The sequence below is a fragment of the Priestia sp. RMT2NF4 genome (assembly GCF_047872835.1).
GTDB classification, from domain to species: domain Bacteria; phylum Bacillota; class Bacilli; order Bacillales; family Bacillaceae_H; genus Priestia; species Priestia zanthoxyli.
Map to the genome: position 1 here is coordinate 317,403 of NZ_JBLQZO010000005.1, position 21,286 is coordinate 338,688.

The 21,286-nt window shown below is 38.2% G+C and carries 25 protein-coding genes; 19 read left to right on the forward strand and 6 right to left on the reverse strand.

Going from position 1 to position 21,286, the window contains the following annotated elements:
* Nucleotides 1-31: 31 nt before the first annotated feature.
* The 6 genes from sufB (at nt 32) to ACMX9J_RS21055 (ending at nt 5,529) form a co-directional block, all read left to right on the forward strand.
* Nucleotides 32-1,429, forward strand: a complete 1,398-nt coding sequence (sufB, locus tag ACMX9J_RS21030) for a Fe-S cluster assembly protein SufB (protein ID WP_013059643.1) — start codon at nt 32-34, stop codon at nt 1,427-1,429.
* A gap of 101 nt (nt 1,430-1,530) precedes the next feature.
* Entirely contained in the window at nt 1,531-2,385 is an 855-nt protein-coding gene (locus ACMX9J_RS21035; RefSeq protein ID WP_028412629.1) for a DUF72 domain-containing protein, read from the forward strand.
* 120 nt (nt 2,386-2,505) lie between these two features.
* Nucleotides 2,506-2,808 (forward strand): YunC family protein, encoded by a 303-nt coding sequence (locus ACMX9J_RS21040; RefSeq protein WP_013059641.1) that lies wholly within the window; start codon nt 2,506-2,508, stop codon nt 2,806-2,808.
* Nucleotides 2,809-2,897: 89 nt separating this feature from the next.
* Nucleotides 2,898-3,650 (forward strand): sporulation protein YunB, encoded by a 753-nt coding sequence (gene yunB / locus ACMX9J_RS21045; RefSeq protein ID WP_034264201.1) that lies wholly within the window; start codon nt 2,898-2,900, stop codon nt 3,648-3,650.
* A 248-nt stretch (nt 3,651-3,898) separates the two neighbouring features.
* Nucleotides 3,899-5,413: a sodium-dependent transporter gene (locus tag ACMX9J_RS21050; protein WP_028412627.1), complete on the forward strand. Its 1,515-nt coding sequence runs from the start codon at nt 3,899-3,901 to the stop codon at nt 5,411-5,413.
* Nucleotides 5,413-5,529: a methionine/alanine import family NSS transporter small subunit gene (locus ACMX9J_RS21055; RefSeq protein WP_141483520.1), complete on the forward strand. Its 117-nt coding sequence runs from the start codon at nt 5,413-5,415 to the stop codon at nt 5,527-5,529. The genes ACMX9J_RS21050 and ACMX9J_RS21055 overlap by 1 nt, the downstream gene beginning before the upstream one ends.
* Before the next feature lie 30 nt (nt 5,530-5,559).
* Here the strand turns inward: ACMX9J_RS21055 and ACMX9J_RS21060 are convergent, their stop codons facing one another.
* Entirely contained in the window at nt 5,560-6,561 is a 1,002-nt protein-coding gene (locus ACMX9J_RS21060) for a M23 family metallopeptidase (protein ID WP_028412626.1), read from the reverse strand.
* Nucleotides 6,562-6,877: 316 nt separating this feature from the next.
* Here ACMX9J_RS21060 and lipA point away from each other — a divergent pair, with 316 nt between their 5' ends.
* Entirely contained in the window at nt 6,878-7,777 is a 900-nt protein-coding gene (lipA, locus tag ACMX9J_RS21065; protein WP_013059637.1) for a lipoyl synthase, read from the forward strand.
* A 120-nt stretch (nt 7,778-7,897) separates the two neighbouring features.
* Here the strand turns inward: lipA and ACMX9J_RS21070 are convergent, their stop codons facing one another.
* The gene (locus ACMX9J_RS21070) at nt 7,898-8,539 is read right to left on the reverse strand and encodes a YhcN/YlaJ family sporulation lipoprotein (protein WP_033580449.1); all 642 of its coding nucleotides are present in this window, start codon (nt 8,537-8,539) and stop codon (nt 7,898-7,900) included.
* 196 nt (nt 8,540-8,735) lie between these two features.
* Between ACMX9J_RS21070 and ACMX9J_RS21075 the strand changes: the two genes are divergently transcribed.
* Nucleotides 8,736-9,011, forward strand: a complete 276-nt coding sequence (locus ACMX9J_RS21075) for a YutD family protein (protein ID WP_013059635.1) — start codon at nt 8,736-8,738, stop codon at nt 9,009-9,011.
* Nucleotides 9,012-9,059: 48 nt separating this feature from the next.
* On the opposite strand, the gene ACMX9J_RS21080 is transcribed toward ACMX9J_RS21075, so the two are convergent.
* The gene (locus ACMX9J_RS21080; protein ID WP_033580450.1) at nt 9,060-9,326 is read right to left on the reverse strand and encodes a DUF3055 domain-containing protein; all 267 of its coding nucleotides are present in this window, start codon (nt 9,324-9,326) and stop codon (nt 9,060-9,062) included.
* 162 nt (nt 9,327-9,488) lie between these two features.
* On the opposite strand from ACMX9J_RS21080, the gene ACMX9J_RS21085 reads away from it, so the two are divergent.
* Entirely contained in the window at nt 9,489-9,926 is a 438-nt protein-coding gene (locus tag ACMX9J_RS21085; protein ID WP_013085332.1) for a DUF86 domain-containing protein, read from the forward strand.
* Nucleotides 9,927-10,000: 74 nt separating this feature from the next.
* Complete coding sequence (locus tag ACMX9J_RS21090) at nt 10,001-10,771, forward strand: TIGR01457 family HAD-type hydrolase (RefSeq protein ID WP_013059632.1); 771 nt, start codon at nt 10,001-10,003, stop codon at nt 10,769-10,771.
* A gap of 37 nt (nt 10,772-10,808) precedes the next feature.
* Here the strand turns inward: ACMX9J_RS21090 and ACMX9J_RS21095 are convergent, their stop codons facing one another.
* Complete coding sequence (locus tag ACMX9J_RS21095) at nt 10,809-11,309, reverse strand: phosphatidylglycerophosphatase A (RefSeq protein ID WP_013059631.1); 501 nt, start codon at nt 11,307-11,309, stop codon at nt 10,809-10,811.
* Between the two features lie 176 nt (nt 11,310-11,485).
* Between ACMX9J_RS21095 and yutH the strand changes: the two genes are divergently transcribed.
* The 5 genes from yutH to thrB all read left to right on the forward strand — a co-directional run bounded on the left by yutH (nt 11,486) and on the right by thrB (nt 17,106).
* Nucleotides 11,486-12,487, forward strand: coding sequence for a spore coat putative kinase YutH (yutH, locus tag ACMX9J_RS21100; RefSeq protein WP_028412623.1), 1,002 nt, complete (start codon nt 11,486-11,488; stop codon nt 12,485-12,487).
* A 117-nt stretch (nt 12,488-12,604) separates the two neighbouring features.
* Entirely contained in the window at nt 12,605-13,594 is a 990-nt protein-coding gene (locus tag ACMX9J_RS21105; protein WP_033580451.1) for a 2-hydroxyacid dehydrogenase, read from the forward strand.
* A gap of 241 nt (nt 13,595-13,835) precedes the next feature.
* Complete coding sequence (locus ACMX9J_RS21110) at nt 13,836-15,137, forward strand: homoserine dehydrogenase (RefSeq protein WP_013059628.1); 1,302 nt, start codon at nt 13,836-13,838, stop codon at nt 15,135-15,137.
* Nucleotides 15,137-16,198, forward strand: coding sequence for a threonine synthase (thrC, locus tag ACMX9J_RS21115; RefSeq protein WP_025752680.1), 1,062 nt, complete (start codon nt 15,137-15,139; stop codon nt 16,196-16,198). The genes ACMX9J_RS21110 and thrC overlap by 1 nt, the downstream gene beginning before the upstream one ends.
* Entirely contained in the window at nt 16,192-17,106 is a 915-nt protein-coding gene (thrB, locus tag ACMX9J_RS21120; protein ID WP_033580452.1) for a homoserine kinase, read from the forward strand. Before thrC ends, thrB begins: the two co-directional genes overlap by 7 nt.
* An 89-nt stretch (nt 17,107-17,195) precedes the next feature.
* Here the strand turns inward: thrB and ACMX9J_RS21125 are convergent, their stop codons facing one another.
* Complete coding sequence (locus tag ACMX9J_RS21125) at nt 17,196-17,426, reverse strand: NifU family protein (RefSeq protein ID WP_013059625.1); 231 nt, start codon at nt 17,424-17,426, stop codon at nt 17,196-17,198.
* Nucleotides 17,427-17,619: 193 nt separating this feature from the next.
* Between ACMX9J_RS21125 and ACMX9J_RS21130 the strand changes: the two genes are divergently transcribed.
* Nucleotides 17,620-17,946: a YuzD family protein gene (locus tag ACMX9J_RS21130; protein WP_028412620.1), complete on the forward strand. Its 327-nt coding sequence runs from the start codon at nt 17,620-17,622 to the stop codon at nt 17,944-17,946.
* A gap of 43 nt (nt 17,947-17,989) precedes the next feature.
* Here the strand turns inward: ACMX9J_RS21130 and ACMX9J_RS21135 are convergent, their stop codons facing one another.
* Nucleotides 17,990-19,054, reverse strand: a complete 1,065-nt coding sequence (locus ACMX9J_RS21135) for an NAD(P)/FAD-dependent oxidoreductase (RefSeq protein WP_028412619.1) — start codon at nt 19,052-19,054, stop codon at nt 17,990-17,992.
* 381 nt (nt 19,055-19,435) lie between these two features.
* On the opposite strand from ACMX9J_RS21135, the gene ACMX9J_RS21140 reads away from it, so the two are divergent.
* The 3 genes from ACMX9J_RS21140 to ACMX9J_RS21150 all read left to right on the forward strand — a co-directional run bounded on the left by ACMX9J_RS21140 (nt 19,436) and on the right by ACMX9J_RS21150 (nt 21,272).
* The gene (locus tag ACMX9J_RS21140; RefSeq protein WP_033580454.1) at nt 19,436-19,675 is read left to right on the forward strand and encodes a YuzB family protein; all 240 of its coding nucleotides are present in this window, start codon (nt 19,436-19,438) and stop codon (nt 19,673-19,675) included.
* 302 nt (nt 19,676-19,977) lie between these two features.
* Complete coding sequence (gene dapF / locus ACMX9J_RS21145; protein WP_416226143.1) at nt 19,978-20,832, forward strand: diaminopimelate epimerase; 855 nt, start codon at nt 19,978-19,980, stop codon at nt 20,830-20,832.
* 74 nt (nt 20,833-20,906) lie between these two features.
* Nucleotides 20,907-21,272 carry a HesB/IscA family protein gene (locus tag ACMX9J_RS21150; RefSeq protein WP_025752687.1) on the forward strand — a complete coding sequence of 122 codons (366 nt, stop codon included), beginning with the start codon at nt 20,907-20,909 and terminating at the stop codon, nt 21,270-21,272.
* Nucleotides 21,273-21,286 lie beyond the last annotated feature (14 nt).

The window sequence follows — 21,286 nt, forward strand, 5'->3', positions numbered from 1 at the left end:
CCCAATCCTATCAAGTAGGGGGTAATAAAAGATGGCTAAAAAAATGCCAGAAATCGGCGATTATAAATATGGATTTTCCGATAAAGACGTATCAATTTTCCGCTCTAAACGCGGTTTAACAAAAGAAATCGTAGAAGAAATTTCTCGTATGAAAGAGGAACCACAATGGATGCTTGACTTCCGTTTGAAATCTCTAGAGCACTTCTACAACATGCCAATGCCACAGTGGGGCGGAGACATGGCAAGCTTAGACTTTGATGAAATTACGTACTACGTAAAACCATCTGAGAAGTCTGAACGCTCTTGGGATGAAGTTCCTGAAGAAATTAAACAAACGTTTGATAAACTTGGTATTCCTGAAGCAGAGCAAAAATATCTTGCGGGTGTATCAGCTCAGTACGAATCTGAAGTTGTTTATCACAATATGAAAGAAGATCTTGAAGCGCAAGGTATCGTATTTAAAGATACAGATACGGCGCTAAAAGAAAACGAAGATATTTTCCGCGAGCATTTTGGAAAAGTTATCCCGCCAACGGATAACAAATTCTCTGCTCTTAACTCAGCGGTTTGGTCTGGTGGATCATTCATTTACGTACCAAAAGGCGTAAAAGTAGATACACCATTACAAGCTTATTTCCGTATTAACTCTGAAAATATGGGACAGTTTGAGCGTACGTTAATTATTGCTGATGAAGGCTCACACGTCCACTATGTAGAGGGCTGTACAGCACCTGTTTATACAACAAACTCTCTTCACAGTGCCGTTGTAGAAATCATCATCAAAAAAGACGCGTATTGCCGCTATACAACAATTCAAAACTGGGCGAACAACGTATACAACCTTGTAACAAAACGTGCAGTTTGTGAAGCAAACGCAACAATGGAATGGATTGATGGAAACATCGGTTCTAAGTTAACAATGAAATATCCAGCTGTTATCTTAAAAGGCGAAGGCGCACGCGGTATGACATTATCTATTGCCCTTGCTGGTAAAGGACAGCACCAAGATGCTGGTGCAAAAATGATTCACTTAGCACCAAACACATCTTCAACGATCGTATCAAAATCAATTTCAAAACAAGGCGGTAAAGTAACATACCGCGGTATCGTACACTTCGGCCGTAAAGCAGAAGGTGCACGTGCGAACATTGAGTGTGATACGCTAATTATGGATAACCAATCAACTTCTGATACAATTCCGTACAATGAGATTTTAAATGACAACATCTCACTTGAACACGAAGCGAAAGTATCAAAAGTATCTGAAGAACAATTATTCTATCTAATGAGCCGCGGTATTTCTGAAGAAGAAGCGACAGAAATGATTGTAATGGGCTTTATTGAACCATTTACAAAAGAGCTTCCAATGGAATATGCAGTAGAGATGAACCGTCTAATCAAATTTGAAATGGAAGGTTCAATCGGTTAATAATAGATAAAAACTCGTTTGCTGTTTAAGCAAACGAGTTTTTTTGTATCGTTTGTATTAAAATAAAGAAAAGCAATCTAAGAAAATAGAGGAGGAATGGCATGATTTATATTGGAGTTACAGGCTGGGGAGATCATGATTCATTATATGAAGCGGGTGTTTCATCAAGAGACAAGCTTGCCGTATACGCAGGCCATTTTCCAATTGTTGAAGTCGATTCATCTTTTTACGCCATTCAACCTAAGTCAAATGTAGAAAAGTGGGTGAATGATACGCCGGAATCTTTTCGTTTTGTGGTAAAAGCCTATCAAGGCATGACGGGGCATATGAGAGAAGGAAATCCGTTTGATAGCAAAGAAGAAATGTTTCATGCATTTTTAGAATCAGTGAAGCCGTACGTAAGTTCAAATAAGCTTGGTATGATTTTATTTCAAATGCCGCCTTGGTTTGACTGTACAAAAGAAAACGTAGCCTATTTGAGGTATAGCCGTGAGAAGTTTGGAGATTTGCCAGTAGCGCTGGAGTTTCGAAATCAATCTTGGTTTAAACCGTTTTTCTATGATAAAACGTTAACGTTTATGGAACAAGAGAAGTGGATTCATGGTATTTGTGATGAACCGCAGGCAGGAGAAGGATCTATTCCCATTGTGATTCATGCTACAGATAAACAGAAAACACTTATACGTTTTCATGGACGAAACGTACACGGTTGGAATAAGCCCGCAGAAGGCAATTGGCGAGCGGTAAGGTTCTTGTATCGTTACAATGAAAAAGAGCTCCTAGAGTGGAAAGAACGTCTTGAAAAGCTGCAAAAACAAACGAAGGACATTTACTTGTTATTTAATAATAACTCCGGCGGAGATGCTGTACATAATGCCAAACAGCTCATGAGCTTATTAAATATTGAATATGAGAATTTAGCTCCTAAGCAACTAGATTTTTTTAACGAATTTTAGCACCGAGGTCTATAAAATGTATAAGGATTACTCTAAACGTTAAATAGGTAGAAAAGTATATGTAAAACCTCACTTTTTTCTTTCAAAATCATAAATTGATTAAGAAAGGAGTGAGCTACTATGATTACCTTAGCGCCTATCGTAATTGAAGGTCATACGTTTAATGCAGTTACCGTATTGCTGCCAAAAACAACTTTGTTAACCATTTCATCAGATAAAGGCTACATTATGTGCGGAGCACTAGATGTAGGTCTATTAAATGATAAATTAGCTGATCGTCAAATAATAGCTGGAAGAGCTGTAGGTGTACGTACAATTGAGCAGCTTCTTGAAGCGCCGCTTGAATCTGTAACGCTTGAAGCTGAAAAAAGAGGGATTTTTAAAGGCACAATTGGCAAAGATGCTTTATTGAAAATGCTTTAATATAGTCGAGAATTTAAGATAAAACTTTTTAAAAGAAGCGTGAACCTCCTTATACATGCATACATATAGCTTGTAAGGAGGGATTTTTTTTGGTTAAACTTCGTCGGAAATTAACAAGAAAAGGCCCGCTTCCTTTTCGTTACGTTCTGTTGCTCACCTTTCTTTTTTTTATGCTTTCCACAGGGGTAGGATTATGGCTAATTAATAGAGGGATTGAACCAACGTTGATGAAATATGCTGAAGCACAAACAAAAGAGATTGCAACTTTAGTTATTAATAAAGCGGTGAATAAACAGGTACTCGATCAGCTCGACGTAGATGTCATTAAAGTGGAATCTACACCTAACGGTCAAGTAGCCAAAATTGACACAGCGCTTGTGAACCGAGTTAGAGCTCAAACTACGTCATTTGTCCAGGCTAACTTAAAAGAAGCAGAGAAAGGGAATTTAGATGCACTTGAACTTCCAACAGATATTCGTATTGAAAAAAATGAAAAGTTGCGGAATCAAGGAATTGTCTACCAAGTTCCGCTTGGGCAAGCGACTAATAATGCGCTGCTTGGAAATCTGGGTCCGCTGATTCCGGTTAAATTTCATGCTATTGGTGACGTTCAAACAGACGTAGTGCGAAAAATCGAGGAGTATGGAATAAATAATGCGTTTCTTGAAGTATCTATCAAAGTGAAAGTAAACATGCAAATCATTATCCCATTTGCAACTAAAAAAACAACCGTTACGGCTACAATCCCAGTCGGAGGCACCGTTATTCCTGGAAATGTTCCTGACTATTTTAACGGTGGAAACTCTTCTTCTCCGGCGATTGAACTTCCGAAGAAAAATTAACAATATTATATTAACGTGATAAAGTATTATTGAAAAAGCAGGTGCGGAAGTTCAAAAAGACTTTCATACCTGCTTTTATTCATTGGTTAATTTGTCTGAATTTTCTATAAAAAATATTTTGACATACTATCTTCTCCCTTCTATAATTTGAGATAGGAAGTTATAGAAAGAATAATCTAAAAATTATAAAAATTCTCGTTGATCTGCGATAAAAAGAGAGTAGGGAGAGAACAAGAGGGGGAATTACGGTGGAAAATAGGCCGCAGTGGGGATCAAGAGCAGGGTTTATTTTAGCAGCAGCAGGTTCAGCAATTGGACTAGGGAATATATGGAGGTTTCCAGCTACTGCATATGAAAACGGAGGAGGAGCATTTTTTCTTCCCTATTTATTTGCTTTGTTGACAGCAGGGATTCCTATTTTAATCATGGAGTTTGCTATAGGTCATAAATATAAAGGTTCTTCTCCTTTATCATTAGCGAGACTAAGTCCAAAGGCTGAGTGGCTAGGCTGGTGGCAAGTAGCTATTTCCTTTTTTATTTCAGTTTACTATTCCGTTATTATCGCATGGGCGATGTCGTATTTTATCTTTTCATTTAAGTTAAGCTGGGGAAAGGATACGGAAGCGTTTTTATATGGAGATTACTTAAAGTTAGCCGAAGCACCAGGACAAACAGGAAGCATCGTATTACATGTTTTAATTCCGCTTGTACTTGTATGGATTGTGACGTTAGGTGTGTTATTAAAAGGAATCAAAAAAGGAATTGAAGCGGCAAATAAAATCTTTTTACCAACACTAATTGTTCTATTTTTAATCATTGTCATTCGAGCAGTAACATTGGACGGAGCGATGGAAGGTCTGCACGCTTTTTTTAAACCAAACTGGAGCGCAATTGGAGATGGAAAGGTTTGGATTGCAGCATATGGTCAAATTTTCTTTAGTTTATCTGTTGGTTTTGCTATTATGATCACTTATTCCAGTTACCTTCCAAAAAAATCTGATTTAACTAATAATGCGTTTATTACTGGATTCGGTAATTCCGCTTTTGAATTACTAGCAGGAATCGGTGTGTTTAGCGCACTTGGTTTTATGGCTACTCAGCAAGGTATCCCAATCGATAAGGTGGTTCAGGGAGGCGTAGGACTAGCCTTTGTTGTTTTCCCGCAAATTATTAATGAATTTCCAGCCTTTAAACAGCTGTTTGGCATGTTATTCTTTGCTTCCTTAACATTAGCAGGGTTAACGTCGCTTATTTCAATTATTGAAACCTTTGTAGCAGGCATTCAAGATAAATTTACTATCTCACGTACAAAATCCGTATTAATAGGCGGAGGAATCGCTTCAATTTGCTCCCTATTATTTGCAACACAGGGCGGACTTTATTTCTTAGATGTGGTCGATTATTTCATTAATAACTTCGGAGTTGCTTTAGCAGGCTTAGTAGAAGTTGTATTAGTTGCTTGGGTATTTAAAAAGCTGAGCAGCCTTCAGCAGCATGCAAACGAAGTTTCTGATATTCGAATCGGTTCATGGTGGAAGATATGTTTAGGAGTAGTTACACCGCTTGTACTTGGGTATATGATGTTTGATAACTTCCGAAAAAATATTTCGGAAAATTACGAGCAGTATGCAACGACTTTTGTAGGTCCTTTTGGTTGGGGCGTGGCAGCTCTGGCTGTTATTTTAGGAATTGCTTTTTCTTTTGCACGATGGAAAGATGGGGCGACTCGTTTGTCAGTTAAAGAGAAGGGGGTTTCTAAATAATGGATGGAAGTTCAATTACAATGATGGTTGTAGGGATGGTCATCATATGGGGCGGCTTGGCCGCGAGTATTGCTCATGCTGTGAAAAAAGCAAAAGAAAGTAAACCATCAGGATAAAAAAACAGGAAGCATTAGCTTCCTGTTTTTTTATTTTTTCTTTAGTTCTAAACGATCATTTCTTTCCCACGTTCTTAACTGAGGATATGGGTCAAACGACCACTCATTTTTGCCGTTATCTTTATACATTCCGTAATGCAAGTGAGGAGGGAATTTCCCAGAAGTTCCAGGAGGTCCATAACCTGAACTTCCTACTCCGCCAATAAGTGTTCCTGGTTCTACAATTTGTCCTACTTTTAAATTTTTTGCAAATCCGCTTAAATGAGCTAAATAGTGATAGTTATTATGAAGGTCACGAATACCGATTCGCCAGCCTCCATATTTATTCCATCCTTTAAGCTCAATAATGCCATAGCAAGGGGATTTTACTGGAACTCCATAATCTGCAAAAATGTCTGTTCCTTCATGGATTCGTTTTCCACCCCAGCCGCGCGCATCTCCCCATGTACTGCGATAACTGTAGTTCGCACGGAGAGGGACAGGAAATGAAGAACCTTTTAAATCAATGCGACCGTAATGGCGAAAAATTTTAGCATTCCCTAAAATAATATCAACCGCTTTAGCCCGGTGATAATAGTTCCAAAGCGCAATTTTAATATAGTCTTCGGACACCCCGAACGTCCGAATATAATCTGCCATGGTAAAAAGCATATCTTCATCATTAAATTGGTCTGCTTTTTTGTCTCCGTTCCCATCTTTACCCATTCCCCCGAGAAGAGAAATAGTAAGTGGGTTTGTATCTTCCAAATTTGGATTTAAAGAACCTGACCATTTTTCTGGAGGATAATAAATGGCGATCGCACCTTTTTCTCTTGGAATATCTTTATGAGAGCGTCGAATATTTCGTTCATACTGGTCAATCCCAGCAAAGTAATACCAAGGAATTGTAGTAGCGGCTTCCATTTGGTTATACAGCTCTAATCTCTTTTGAATAAGCATTTTTTCTTGATCTGCTGAAGATTCAGCTGTTACGTGGTGCCATCCTGTGAATATAGACATGAACATAAAAAGTAAGATAATCGTTTTGCGCATCGTGTTTCCCCCTTTCTAAAAATAGTGTGTAACACTAGTTTGCAGCGAGAAAAAAGATTTCATAAATATTAATTAATGGAAATCACTTCAAAACTTTTTAAAAGAATTTTATTCAGAAGATAAATGGAAATTATACGGAGGATGAAAACGCACACATTTGGATGGAAAATAGAAGAAAACTGAGGAAAATAAAGAGCAGACAACTTGTCGAATCTCACTTTTTTATGATAAAGTGACATATAGTTATGTTTTTAATATGTAGTTAAAATTAAGCATATAGGTTATAGACATTTTCTAGATTGGTGGAGTTGATAATATGGCAACAAAAGAAGAGCATGTCCGCAAACCCGAGTGGCTGAAGATTAAGCTAAACACAAACGAAAATTACACAGGCTTAAAGAAAATGATGCGTGAGAAAAACCTTCATACAGTTTGTGAAGAAGCAAGATGTCCGAATATTCATGAGTGTTGGGCTGTTCGTCGTACGGCAACTTTTATGATTTTAGGAGAAGTATGTACACGTGCCTGTCGTTTTTGCGCGGTTAAGACAGGTTTACCAACAGAATTAGATTTAGAAGAGCCAGAACGCGTAGCAGATTCTGTTCAGCTAATGAACTTAAAACATGCGGTTATCACAGTAGTAGCTCGCGATGATTTAAAAGACGGAGGAGCAAGCGTATTAGCTGAAACAATTCGTGCGATTCGTCGTAAAAATCCATTCACAACAATTGAAGTATTGCCTTCTGATATGGGCGGTGTGGAAGAGAACTTACGTATTGTAATGGACGCACGTCCTGATATTTTAAACCATAATATTGAAACAGTACGCAGCCTTACGCCTCGTGTTCGTGCTCGTGCTAAATATGAGCGTTCTCTTGAGTTCCTTCGCCGTGCAAAAGAAATGCAGCCGGATATCCCTACAAAATCAAGTATCATGCTTGGTCTAGGAGAAACAAAAGAAGAAATTATTGAAACGATGGATGATTTGCGTGCGAACAATGTAGATATTATGACGCTAGGCCAATATCTACAGCCAACTAAAAAGCACATAAAAGTTCAGAAATATTACCATCCAAATGAGTTTGAAGAGCTAAAAGAAATTGCATTATCAAAAGGATTCAGCCATGTCGAAGCAGGTCCTCTTGTACGTTCTTCTTACCATGCAGATGAGCAAGTTAACGCTGCTGCCAAAAATAAAGCACAAGAAAGCAAATAAGGTAAAAAGAGGCTGGGACGAAAGTAGTTTAGCCGAAGTAAAAAACGAACCATTAATCAAATTGTTTGATTAGTGGTTCGTTTTTTTTGTTACGGTTAACGTAAAATTTATCTGTGTTGTTTATTCCACCATATCTTTGTCAGTCATCGGTTCATTCAATTCGTTTTTCTCTCTTCCATTTGCATCTTCTCCGCCGTTCATTTTACGCCCTTGGGGAGATTTTAGCATTTGTTGAATAACAGCATCGATTCGTTTTCTAGCATCATTTGTTTGTGTATTCATTTCACTGATATTTTCGATTTGGTCCATCTGTTTCGGATTATCTGAGACGTATACATGATAATAACGAGGGACTACAGACATAGCTGTACGTTTTACCTGATCGGCTGCGTTATTCCTGTTTTTAGCATCTGTTTTATAAGCAACAAGCACATCTTTATCCGTTACTAGCGTAGCGGCTTGTTTAATATTTGGGATAGCGGTGCTCAGTTTACTAATATTGTCGGCTGCTTCCTCTCGGTTAAATGTTCCTACTTGGTTCATATTGGAACTTTGTTCATTTGTGTTTTTAGTGTATCGGACATATCCATAATTTGTGCCGCTATTATTATTTGGATTATAATAATGATTAGGCTCGTTTACATTAATGGCATCTGGGTTGTTTGGTGATAAATTTTCATTTTCAGCTGTGTTTTTATTTTGACAGCCAATGGTTAAAATACTTGTTATTAAAGCGATTCCAAGAATAGATTTCTTCACCATTTCCACCTCCTGTAGTTAAATATCGTACGCCAGGTAAACCGGCGAACCTTAATGTGGAGCATAAAAGATCAGTAGGTATACCGATAAAACTCCTACAGGATTAGAGTGCTGCTTATACGTGAAAAATTTCATGTTAATTGATGGTTTCATCATCATAATTATGGTATGGTAAATTTTAAGAGAAGAGGTGTGAGCAATGGTCTGTATCAATAATATTTGTTATGAAGTATTAAAAGATGAGCGCGAGGCATTTAATGAAGAGGCGTTTAGAGGTCGCTTTATCGACGTGCTGAGCCGCTATGACTATATTGTGGGAGATTGGGGATACAATCAGCTTCGACTGCGAGGCTTTTTTGATGATCGTAACCAGAAGGCAACGTATGATACGAAGATTAGTACGCTTCAAGATTATTTACATGAATATTGTAATTTTGGCTGTGCGTATTTTGTCTTAAAAAAAGTCCATAAGTAAAAAAAGGCAAGCCGAAGACACTAATTGTCCTTCACGCTGCCTTTTTTTTTAGATGATTTCATATAAAAATTCGCGAAGTTCCTGACCATCTTCGCTGTTTAGTTTAAATACTTCTTCAAGATAGTGGGGTTCTTCAAGGTCATCTTGTCCAATAATGGCAAAGCGTCCTCCTTGAATATCAAGAACAACTTGTTTGCCATAATAACGGTCGGTTTGGATAATAGCTAAATCAAATCGTTGATTTTCGCCCATAAAGCTGACAAACCGGGTCTTTGTAGAGACGACATCGTCATATAGATAAAAGCGTTCGCTCATAGGTATACTCCTTTCATAGGTTGTATTTGTATCATATCAAATAAGGTCAAAAACAAAAATGAATTTATCAAATGGATAATGGGTCATGATAAAATAGAACAGGAACCCCGTTTGTTTATGAAAGAAGATTTATACAGAGCTGACAACTAGGGAGGAAATAATATGTACTTTGTAGATCGTGAAAAAATAGAAGCCACGCTTGTTTTTTTTGATGAACACGTTCGTTTGTTTGCGGAGCATTCGAGCTGGAACACAGAAATAGAGAAAAAGGCATTAGAGAGAATTGTACATCTTTTAATTGAAAACGTTTTAGATGTAGGAAATGCAATGATTGATGGTTTTATTATGAGAGACCCAGGCAGTTACGATGATATCATTGACATTTTAGTTGATGAGAAAGTGGTTAAAAAAGAGGAAGAAACACCATTAAAAGAGATTGTTCAATTGCGTAAAAGCCTTGTTCAAGAATATGTGGATGTTAATCATCAGGATATTTATCAAAAAGTGATGCAGCATAAAGACGTACTGGCAGCATTTTCAGAGCGCGTAAGGACATATCTAGAGACAGAGTTAGGACCTGTGTCTGCTTTTCGTAACTAAAGGCAAGCAATTTGTAGTTGTATAAAAAATAAGCTATGATTTCAAGTATGAGACTTGAAAGGAGATCACACAACATGAAGGAATATAAAGGATATTTGATTGATTTAGATGGAACCATGTACAAAGGAACAGAGCTAATTGCCGAGGCGCGTGATTTTGTTATTAAATTAAAGGAAAAAGGAATTCCTTATTTATTTGTAACAAACAACTCAACAAAAACGCCCGATAAAGTAGCTGAAAAGCTAGAGGCATTTGGCATTCCTGCAACAGAAGAGCAAGTTTTTACAACGAGCCAGGCAACAGCTAATTATTTGCATGAACGCAAAGCAAACGCTTCAGCTTATGTAATTGGTGGAGAAGGAATCCGACATGCGTTGCTTGAAAAAGGATTTACCATTGAAGAGGAAGATACGGATTTCGTAGTTGTTGGTTTGGATCAGGAAATTACATATGAAAAATTAGCAAAAGCATGTTTAAACGTTCGAAACGGCGCCTTTTTTGTTTCGACGAACGGAGATATTGCGATTCCTACTGAAAGAGGCTTACTGCCTGGTAATGGATCTATCACGTCCGTTATTACGGTTTCTACTCAAACAAATCCAGTATTTATTGGTAAACCAGAAAGTATTATTATGGAGCAAGCCCTTGAAGTCATCGGTACGCCAAAAGAAGAAACAATCATGATTGGTGATTACTATGATACAGATATTTTAGCAGGGATGAATGCAGGCTTAGATACATTATTAGTCCATACAGGGGTAACAACAAGAGAGTTACTAGAAGGGTATGAGAAAAAGCCAACTTACACGGTAGATTCACTAAAAGAGTGGATGGAGCGAATTTAAAAAGCTGTCAATTGACAGCTTTTTTTGTTTTTAAAACCTATTCTTGACTGGCAGCCCGATGCGCTAACCGGCTAGAAGCAGCGGCAGCAATTGCGCCTACTAAATCATCTAAGAAAGTGTGGCACTCTCCAGTAGATTTATCGTTTAATCTTTCTAAAATACCCGGCTTTTGTTTATCAATATACCCGTAATTGGTAAAGCCGATTGATCCGTACACATTTACAATCGATAATGCTAAAATTTCGTCGATACCGTATAAACCTTCATCTTTCTCAAGAATATCCAACAGAGGCGGCTCAATCACTTTTTTTTCTGTGAGGACATCTAGTTGAATACCCGTTAAAATAGCATTTTGAACTTCTCGTTTAGAGATGACGCGCTCAACGTTATATAAACAGTCTTCGATTGTTAAGTTTGGGTGATACTTTTTTTGCAAGTAATAGACCAGTTCAGCAATGTCTGTAAGAGCCACGCCGCGTTCTATTAACCATTCTCTTGCTTTTTTTTCTAATTCACTTTGTGTATGTTTTTTCTCCAAGTATCATCACCTGTTTTCTATATATTTTTAAGTCTAAAGTTGTTTCATACTACTAACCCGGAGTAAATAACTATAAATGGTGTATTTCTAATCTATTCATTCCTCCGTAAATATTATGACAAGTAATGTTGTTTTCCATCATATAATTTCTTGAATGAATGAAGAGAGGGATTAAAATGATACAAACCATTTATGAGCATTACGGATTACGTCCAAATGAATTTATGCCCGTTGGTAAATTTGAAGGTTTTCAGTATCGAGATATTTTATATACAATCATTAATGTAAAGCAAATGGAACAAGACGAGTTAAATGAACTATATCAAATGAGTCAATTTCTGATGGGCCAAGGTGATCGCCATGTGGCAACATTTATGCCTAATTTAAATGGAGAAATGATTACAGAAACTGAAACTGAAAAATTTATCATTTGCCGATGTCTTGCGGAAGAGAAAAACCCCAATTTTTCACCTGGGCACGAGCTAGCTGTTTTTCATCAAAAAGGGAGGCTGTTTCCTTATGAAGTGGAAAAAGCAAACCGGCTAGGGCAATGGAAGTCCATGTGGGAGAAGCGTCTCGACCAGATGGAGCAATTTTGGTATGGAAGATTACGTGCTTTACCTAATCAAGAGATGGAAAAACGTTTTTTAGAAACTTTTCCTTATTACCTAGGATTAACGGAAAATGCTATTCAATACCTAGTAGACACGGAAATTGACGATTTGCCCCGGTCAGTTGACGCTGCGACGATTTGTCATCATCGGTTCGGCCAAAAAACATGGGGGGAAGACCACGTTTACAAGCTCCCGGCAGACTGGGTTTTCGATCACCCTAGCAGAGATATAGCTGAATATATAAGGGAACAATATTTATTAACATACGCTGTCGATGAAAGGCACATGCATCAGTTTTTAAGTGAATACGAAAAGGTAAATCCACTTTCTTCTTTTTCATGGAGACTGTTATATGCTAGACTTCTTTTTCCCGTTCATTATTTTGAGGTCATTGAAGGATACTACAGTGTACAAGATGAGCGGGAAAAACAAAAGTATTATGAGAAGCTTGAAGGAGTATTAGCTCATTCTTCTCACTACGAAGCTTTTCTGAAGCGCTTTTACCAGTCGGTAGGCATTTCAACGTCTCGTTATCACATTCCTGAATTAACATGGATTCATTAAAAAGCGATTACTATAGAATATGATAAAATAGAAAAATAGGTGTTGGATAATCCAAACCCGTTTTTCTATTTTGTTTTTGTGCATGCAGTTTAAAAAGGATAAAGAGGTGGCGTACATATGGACAAGCCGTTTGTATTTATTACGAGAAAAATACCGAATGAATTAATTGAACCTTTAAAGGCAGTAGCGAATGTGGAAATGTGGGATAAAGAAGATGAGGCAGTTCCTCATGAGCTGCTTTGTGAAAAAGCTAAGCACGCACATGCTCTATTAACAATGCTTTCAGACCGTATTGACAGTGAATTGCTTACGCAAGCTCCTCATTTAAAGCTTGTAGCTAACTTAGCGGTCGGATTCGATAATATTGACATAGAAGCGGCAACTGAACGCGGAGTTATCGTTTCTAATACACCCGATGTTTTATCTGATACAACAGCGGATTTAACGTTTGGTTTGTTAATGAGTGTAGCTAGACGTTTAGTAGAAGCTGCTGAATACGTGAAAGAAAATCAGTGGAAAAGCTGGAGCCCATTTTTGTTAGCGGGTAGAGATGTTCATCATAAAACATTAGGTATTGTTGGAATGGGGAAAATTGGAGAGACGCTTGCGAAACGTGCTACAGGTTTTGATATGGAAATCTTGTATCACAATCGGAGCCGCAACCTCCAAGCAGAACAAAAGCTCGATGCAGTTTACTGTGAGTTAAATGAGCTGCTTGAGCGATCTGATTTTATTGTTTGTTTGACACCGTTAACGGACGAAACCAAACATTTATTTAATGCTGAAGCATTTAAACAGATGAAAACAACAGCGATTTTTATTAATGCTTCAAGAGGAGCAGTGGTTGATGAGCAAGCACTGTTACATGCAATTCAATCAGGTGAAATTGCCGGAGCTGGCTTGGATGTATTCGATCAAGAGCCTATTTCTGCTTCTCACCCTCTTCTTCAATTGCCTAATGTTGTAGCGCTTCCTCACATCGGCAGTGCGAGTATCGAAACGCGCACGGAAATGATTTCTTTATGCGTAAAAAACATTAAAGCAGTGCTCACAAACGAGTCTCCTATTACAATTGTAAATAAAGAAGCGTTTGCGAAAAAATCATAATGGAAAAAGGCAATTTCATTTCAGTGAAATTGTCTTTTTTTTATTAAAAAACAGTGGTAGCCATGTTATGATAATAAAATGAAATATTTTAAAAATTTACATTTATCTTTATATACCAATTTTTTTAACAAGTTTACGAGAAAAGATGGCCAGTAAACCTTGTAAAAAAGAAAAATAAGGTCTATAATGTCCTCTATAAGAGAACAAATGTATACGTAGAAAGAACACAGAGGTGAGGAATATGACAAAAAGTATTTCAGTAGGATTATTAGGGTTAGGAACGGTAGGAAGCGGAGTAGTCAAAATTATTGAAAATCATCAGGATAAATTAAGTCATCAAGTCGGATGTCCTGTAGAAGTTAAAAAAGTAGTAGTTAAAGATATTGATAAGAAACGTGACGTGGAGATCAGTGAAGATAAATTAACAACGAATGTTGAAGACGTTTTACATAACGCGGAGATTGACGTTGTCATTGAAGTAATGGGTGGCGTTGAAGAAACAAGAGACTATATCTTAACAGCCCTTCGTAATAAAAAGCATGTGGTAACGGCAAACAAAGATTTAATGGCGGTTTACGGCTCAGAATTGTTAACAGTAGCTTCTGAAAATAATTGTGATTTATTTTATGAAGCAAGTGTAGCTGGCGGTATTCCAATCCTTCGCGGATTAGCAGATGGATTAGCATCTGATCGTATTACGAAGATGATGGGAATTGTCAATGGAACAACAAACTTCATTTTAACGAAAATGACAAAAGAAGGAAGCGCCTATGATGAAGTGTTAAAAGAAGCGCAGGATTTAGGATATGCTGAAGCGGATCCAACTTCTGACGTAGGTGGTTTAGATGCTGCTCGTAAAATGGCAATCTTGGCTACACTAGGGTTTTCAATGAAAATTGATTTGGACGATGTTCGTGTTCAAGGTATTACAGAAGTAACGGAAGAAGACTTGCAATATAGTAAACAACTAGGTTATACGATGAAACTGATTGGATATGCACATCGTGACGGTGACAATGTAGAAGTGAGTGTTCAGCCAACTCTTTTAGCTGATACACATCCTCTTGCTTCAGTAAGCGATGAGTACAATGCTGTGTATGTATACGGAGAAGCTGTCGGAGAGACGATGTTTTATGGACCGGGGGCAGGAAGCCTGCCAACTGCCACTGCTGTCGTATCCGATTTAGTAGGCGTTATGAAAAACATGCGTTTAGGTGTAAATGGTAAAAGTGCGGTAACACCTCAGTATCCAAAACAGTTAAAAGCAGAAGATGAAATGTTTTCAAAACATTTCTTACGTATTCACGTTAAAGATCAAGTTGGCGCATTTGCAAAATTAACAACACTGTTTTCAGAGCGTGGCGTGAGCTTCGAAAAAATTATCCAACTTCCTGTGAAAGGAAGCGAATTAGCTGAGATTGTTGTTGTTACACACAAAACGTCTCAAAAAGATTATGAGGAAATCCTTCAGCAGCTTCGGGATTTACCAATTGTAGAAAATGTAAAAAGCAGTTACCGCGTAGAGGGAGTTGGCACAGTATGATGTGGAAAGGTCTATTAGCTGAATATAAAGAATTTTTACCTGTAACAGAGAAAACACCTATGCTTACGCTACATGAAGGAAATACGCCTTTAATTCATCTTGCTCATTTATCAAAAGAGCTAGGCATTGATTTACATGTGAAAGTAGAAGGGTTAAATCCAACGGGGTCATTTAAAGACCGCGGAATGGTAATGGCTGTAGCAAAAGCAAAAGAAGAAGGAAGCAATACGGTTATTTGTGCATCTACAGGTAACACATCCGCAGCTGCCGCAGCTTATGCATCACGCGCTGGCATGCGCTGTATCGTTGTTATTCCAAATGGGAAAATTGCGATGGGGAAATTAGCTCAAGCTGTTATGTATGGTGCAGAAATTGTAGCAATTGAAGGAAACTTTGACCAAGCGCTTTCTATGGTTCGTAAGCTAAGTGAAACATCACCGGTTGCACTTGTAAACTCTGTGAACCCATACCGTATTGAAGGGCAAAAAACAGCTTCTTTCGAGATTTGTGAACAGCTTGGAAAAGCGCCGGACGTTTTAGCTATCCCAGTGGGGAATGCAGGGAATATTACAGCTTACTGGAAAGGATTCAAAGAATACAGTGAGCGTCACCAAACGTCTCTTCCTCACATGCATGGTTTTGAAGCAGAGGGTGCAGCGGCGATCGTGCGTAATCAAGTTATCGAAAATCCAGAAACAATTGCAACGGCTATTCGAATCGGAAATCCAGCAAGCTGGGATTATGCTGTAAACGCAGCAAAAGAATCAAACGGAAAAATTGATGAAGTGACAGATGAACAAATCTTAGAAGCATATCGTACAATTGCACGCAAAGAAGGCGTATTTGCAGAGCCAGGTTCTTGCGCTTCAATTGCTGGTGTGTTTAAAGATGTAGCTTCTGGTAAAATTGCAAAAGGTTCAACGGTTGTAGCTGTACTAACAGGTAATGGATTAAAAGATCCAAATGTAGCAATCGATGCTCATAACGTAAAGCCAGTGGTTTTACCAAATGATGAAGAAAAGGTATTTGAGTATATCCAAGGTGTCGTTGCTTCATGCTAGAAAATGAGCGTTTTGTCATTACGGTCCCAGCTAGCTCTGCTAATTTAGGGCCAGGATTTGATTCCATTGGAGTGGCTTTATCCCGCTACTTAAGATTAACAGTAGAGCGTCATGACGAATGGGTTTTTATCCCTGAAACGAAAGAAGTGCAAAGTATTCCTACAGGTACAGATAACTTAATGTATGAAGTGGCACAAGACGTGGCTCGTCAATTTAACATTGATCTTCCAAGTGCGAAGGTCAATGTTTGGAGCAACATTCCATTAGCAAGGGGACTTGGAAGCAGTGCATCGGCTATCGTAGCTGGAATCGAGCTGGCCAATGTACTGTGTGACTTGCGTTTATCAAAAAGAGAAAAGCTTCGCATCAGCAGCTTAATGGAAGGACATCCCGATAACGTCAGCCCGTCTATTTACGGCGGCATCGTTGTTGGTTACCATCATGAAAAGGAAACATATATTGCTCAAATACCTGAATTTGATGTCGATATTGTGATGGCTATTCCAGAATATGAATTAAAAACAACGGATGCCCGTGATGTGCTGCCTTCCGATATTAATTATCGCCATGCAGTAGAAGCTGGAGCAATAGGCAATATGCTAGTAGCAGCCTTGTTAAATAAAGATTTGCCTCTGGTAGGCGAATTTATGGAGAAAGATTTATATCACGAACCATATCGCATGAGACTCGTGCCAGAACTTTCTCTTGTGCGAAAAGAAGCAAAAGCTCTCGGCGCATACGGTGTGTCACTAAGCGGAGCCGGTCCGAGTGTATTATGTTTAGCACCAAAAGGAAAAGGAAAAGCGATTGCTGAACATATGTATGCTTTACTGCCGAACTGTGAAATAGATGTTTTACAAATTGACCGCAAAGGTGTATTTGTAGAAGCTGAAGTCACAACGAGCTAATAAAAAAATCCTCATTCATTTGAATGAGGATTTTTCATTTGCAAGCCCCAATAAAATGGGAGGTTGCTTTTATAATAAAATCAAAGAGATTAGAATACTTGTTCTACTTCAACTACACCAGGTACTTCTTCTAAAAGGGCACGTTCGATACCAGCTTTTAGCGTAATTGTTGAACTTGGGCAGCTTCCGCAAGCGCCTAAAAGACGTAATTTTACAATACCATCCTCTACGTCTACTAGCTCACAGTCTCCACCGTCGCGAAGTAAAAACGGACGAAGTTTTTCTAATACTTCTTGAACTTGCTCGTGCATTTCTGACATAACTATCGACTCCTTTCTTCTACTCTTATTATAAACGGTCTTTCATGAAAAATCTATTGGAGTATACATCGTAATGTTACCTTAAAAGAAAAAGATGTGCAATGAATCAGTTTTGTGTAAAATAGTATTCATAATGAAGTAAAAGTGTGAATAATCGTACAGTTTATATGTAAAGATTCAAGGGGGATGTGCTATGCAGTCAACTGAGGTAGAAGTGTGTATTTATGGAGCTGAAATTGTTTGTGCAAGCTGTGTTAACCTGCCGTCTTCAAAAGACACCTATGATTGGCTAGAGGCAGCTATTTCTCGTAAATATCCGAACCAACCGTTTGCTATCACGTATGTAGATATAAACGAGCCGCATACGGATCCGGAAAAAGCAGCTTTTGCCAAGCGTGTGATTGAAGAAGATTTATTCTATCCTGTAGTGGTCATTAATGGAGAGATTGTTGGGGAAGGCAATCCGAAATTAAAGCGCGTATTTGAGGAAATGGAGAAGTATGGTTTCCGCGCATCATAACGAAAAAAGCCGTTAGATTGTCAGTCATCTAACGGCTTTTGTTTTATCCACTGTGGTGTTTATACATCCAAAGAATACCTGATTTCAATAATCGAGCTACGCGTCCTGTAATCGGACGTTCGGCAACTAAGCCAAACCCATGCTTTTTGCCTAATGAACCAAGTATGCCTTTTAATTTAATAGTTGGCAATTCATCAGGAAGCGCTTCTCCTTTCCAACGGTGAAGAAGCACTTGCACAATTTGTTCAGCCTGACCTTCTGCAAGCTGAGCACTTGGGGCGTGCGGTAGGCTTGCACAGTCACCCAAAATGTAGACATTTTCATCGTCAGGCAAGTTATGGTATTTTGTCAATACGACGCGTCCTTGAGGATCTTTTTCCACGTCTAAATCGCGTACCACTTTATTTGGCTGAATGCCTGCTGTCCACACGATTGCATCGCTTTGAACGGGCTCATCATGATTATAAAGAATGTTCGGTTCTACTTTTGTAATATTAGCACTATTTACAATTTCGACACCGTTTGAAGTAAACCAAGTTTGAACGTAATTGCTTAAACGTTCTGGGAAAGCAGATAAAATTAATTTACCGCGGTCAAATAAGATGATTTTTAAATCCGGGCGGCTTTCTCTTAGCTCACTTGCCAGTTCTACTCCGCTTAATCCAGCTCCGACAATTGAAACAGTAGCGTGGGCCGGTAAGTTGTTTAATGTCTGATAAGTTGCTCGTGAAGCATCAATGGATTGAATGCTGTATGTATGCTCAAGAGCTCCGGGAACTCCATGATATTTATCTTCGCATCCGAGTCCTACAATCAGGTCATCGTAAGCGATCATTTGATCATCCACATAGACGCATTTCTCTTTCAGGTCTATTCGTTTTACACAGCCGTAGCGGATTTTTAAGCGAGGGTGTTCAGGAAAAGCAACACGGACATGTTGATCAGAGATTGTTCCAGCTGCAAGTGCATAGAATTCAGTTTTTAGTGAGTGATAAGGTGCTTTGTCAATAAGCGTTACTTCTACATCGTTAGGCAATTGATTCGGAAAAAGGCGCTGCAAAATGCGCATACCACCGTATCCGCCGCCCAGTATGACAAGGTTCTTCATGTGAATTTCCCCTTTAGCTTCATGCATTTTTGTTTTCTCTCTATTATTCTTGCTTTTAAGAATAGGAGGGTGCAAATTACCGTTAATAAGGATGGTTGCCAAAAAGATATGAAAGGCTATATAAGATAACATATTTTACTTAAATAATAATTTAATATAACCTCGTTTGGTTTTCTATACATAAAAGTATAACTAAATTAATAAAAAACCACAATATGTTTCAACATAATTTCAAGCTATCCACGTAATAAAGCTTATTTATGCGTTTTTGAAAAAAGTCTATAAAGCTAAAAAGCGCGCGCGAAATGAACGTGAATTTCTAAAGTTGACGTTGAAAATGAAAGGAGATAGGATAAACTAATAGTAGAGAGGTGAAAAAACGTGATACAGCCAATTATTGAATTTTGCGTTAGCAATTTAGCCAGCGGTTCTCAAGCAGCTTTAGAAAAGCTTGAAAAAGATCCAAATCTAGATATTATTGAATACGGATGTTTAGGTTATTGCGGGAAATGTTCACAATCTTTATTTGCCTTGGTAAATGGAGAGATTGTTACGGCGGAAACACCTGAACAGTTAGTAGATAATATCTACATTCATTTAGAAGAAAACCCAATGTTTTAAACTACCCCCGCTGTCGTATCTCTTTTTAGCAGGAGAGGGACATGAGGCTAATAGAATAGATGATGTAAGCACGGCTAGTCTTGCCGTGCTTTTTTATGCGTTTTTGCGCAAATATATGCGCTTTAACCATCCTCTTTGTAATCATAAAGCTTCTTTTGTTTTTTAATACTCTAAAGGAGGACAAAATAAAAAACCCCTTAATCTTTATGATTAAGGAGCTAAAAAAACGGGGGATGATATTATTGTGTACAAAAGAGAATCACTTTATACTAGAGCTACATAAAAAAATAATGGGTGATAATATGAAAAAATTTCAGTTTACAAAAATGCATGCACTTGGCAACAACTATATCTACGTAAATATGTTTGAAGAACATATAGAAGAGCAAGAGTTAGCACCGCTTGCTGTAAAAGTCTCAAATGTTTATACGGGAATCGGATCGGATGGAATGATTCTTATTTGTCCATCTGAACGCGCAGATGTGAAAATGCGCGTATTTAATAATGACGGCTCGGAAGCAAAAAACTGCGGAAACGGTTTAAGATGTGTAGCTAAATATGCATACGAACATAATTTAGTAACAGGCGAAAGATTTTTTATCGAAACGCTTTCTGGAGTTGTAGAAGCAACGGTGCATCCGCAGGGAAATGAAGTTCCAGAAGTAACAATTGATATGGGAGAGCCTATTTTAGCTAGAGAACAAATTCCAATGACGGGAGCAAGCCAATACCAAGTTGTTGATGAAGAGATGGAATTTGGAAAAGAACGGTTAAAAGGGACGGCTGTATCAATGGGAAATCCTCACGTCGTCTTTTATGTAAATGATATTGAACAAGCGCCTCTTACTACACTAGGTCCGGTAGTTGAAAAAGATGCGCGTTTTCCAGAAGGAGTGAACGTTGAATTTGTCGAGGTAGTGAACGAAAGAGAGCTGAACTTTCGCGTATGGGAAAGAGGTTCGGGTATCACTCAAGCATGCGGGACAGGAGCATGCGCTGCCGTTGTTTCTTCTGTGTTAAATGAGAAGACGAAAAAAGATGTGCCTACTGTTGTACACCTCGCTGGAGGAGATTTAACGATTGTTTGGCAAAATAAAGGCAATGTGTTAATGACAGGTCCAGCCAATGTGATTTGCGACGGCACGTATTATTATTAAAAATGAAGAAGCAGACGATTTGTCGTCACAGACATTTCGTCGTATACTAAACAAAAAAGGAGGTCTGTTTAAAAATGAGTCAAGATATCCTAACAATTACAGAAGCTGCAAGCTTTCAAATAAAAGATATGATGAAAGAACATGAAGAAGAAAATGCTTATTTACGTGTTACTGTAAATGGAGGAGGCTGCTCAGGTCTTTCTTACGGCATGGGTTTTGCACACGAAGTAAATGAAAACGATACGCTGTTTGAACAACATGGCATTAAGATTCTTGTAGATAGCGAAAGTGCTCCAATTTTAAAAGATGTAAAAATTGATTACAAGCAATCTATGCTAGGCGGAGGGTTTACAATTGATAACCCGAACGCCATTGCAGCATGCGGCTGCGGCTCTTCTTTCCGTACAGCAAGCAACGCAGGTGCTCCTGAAGAGTGCTAAGTATATTTTTATAA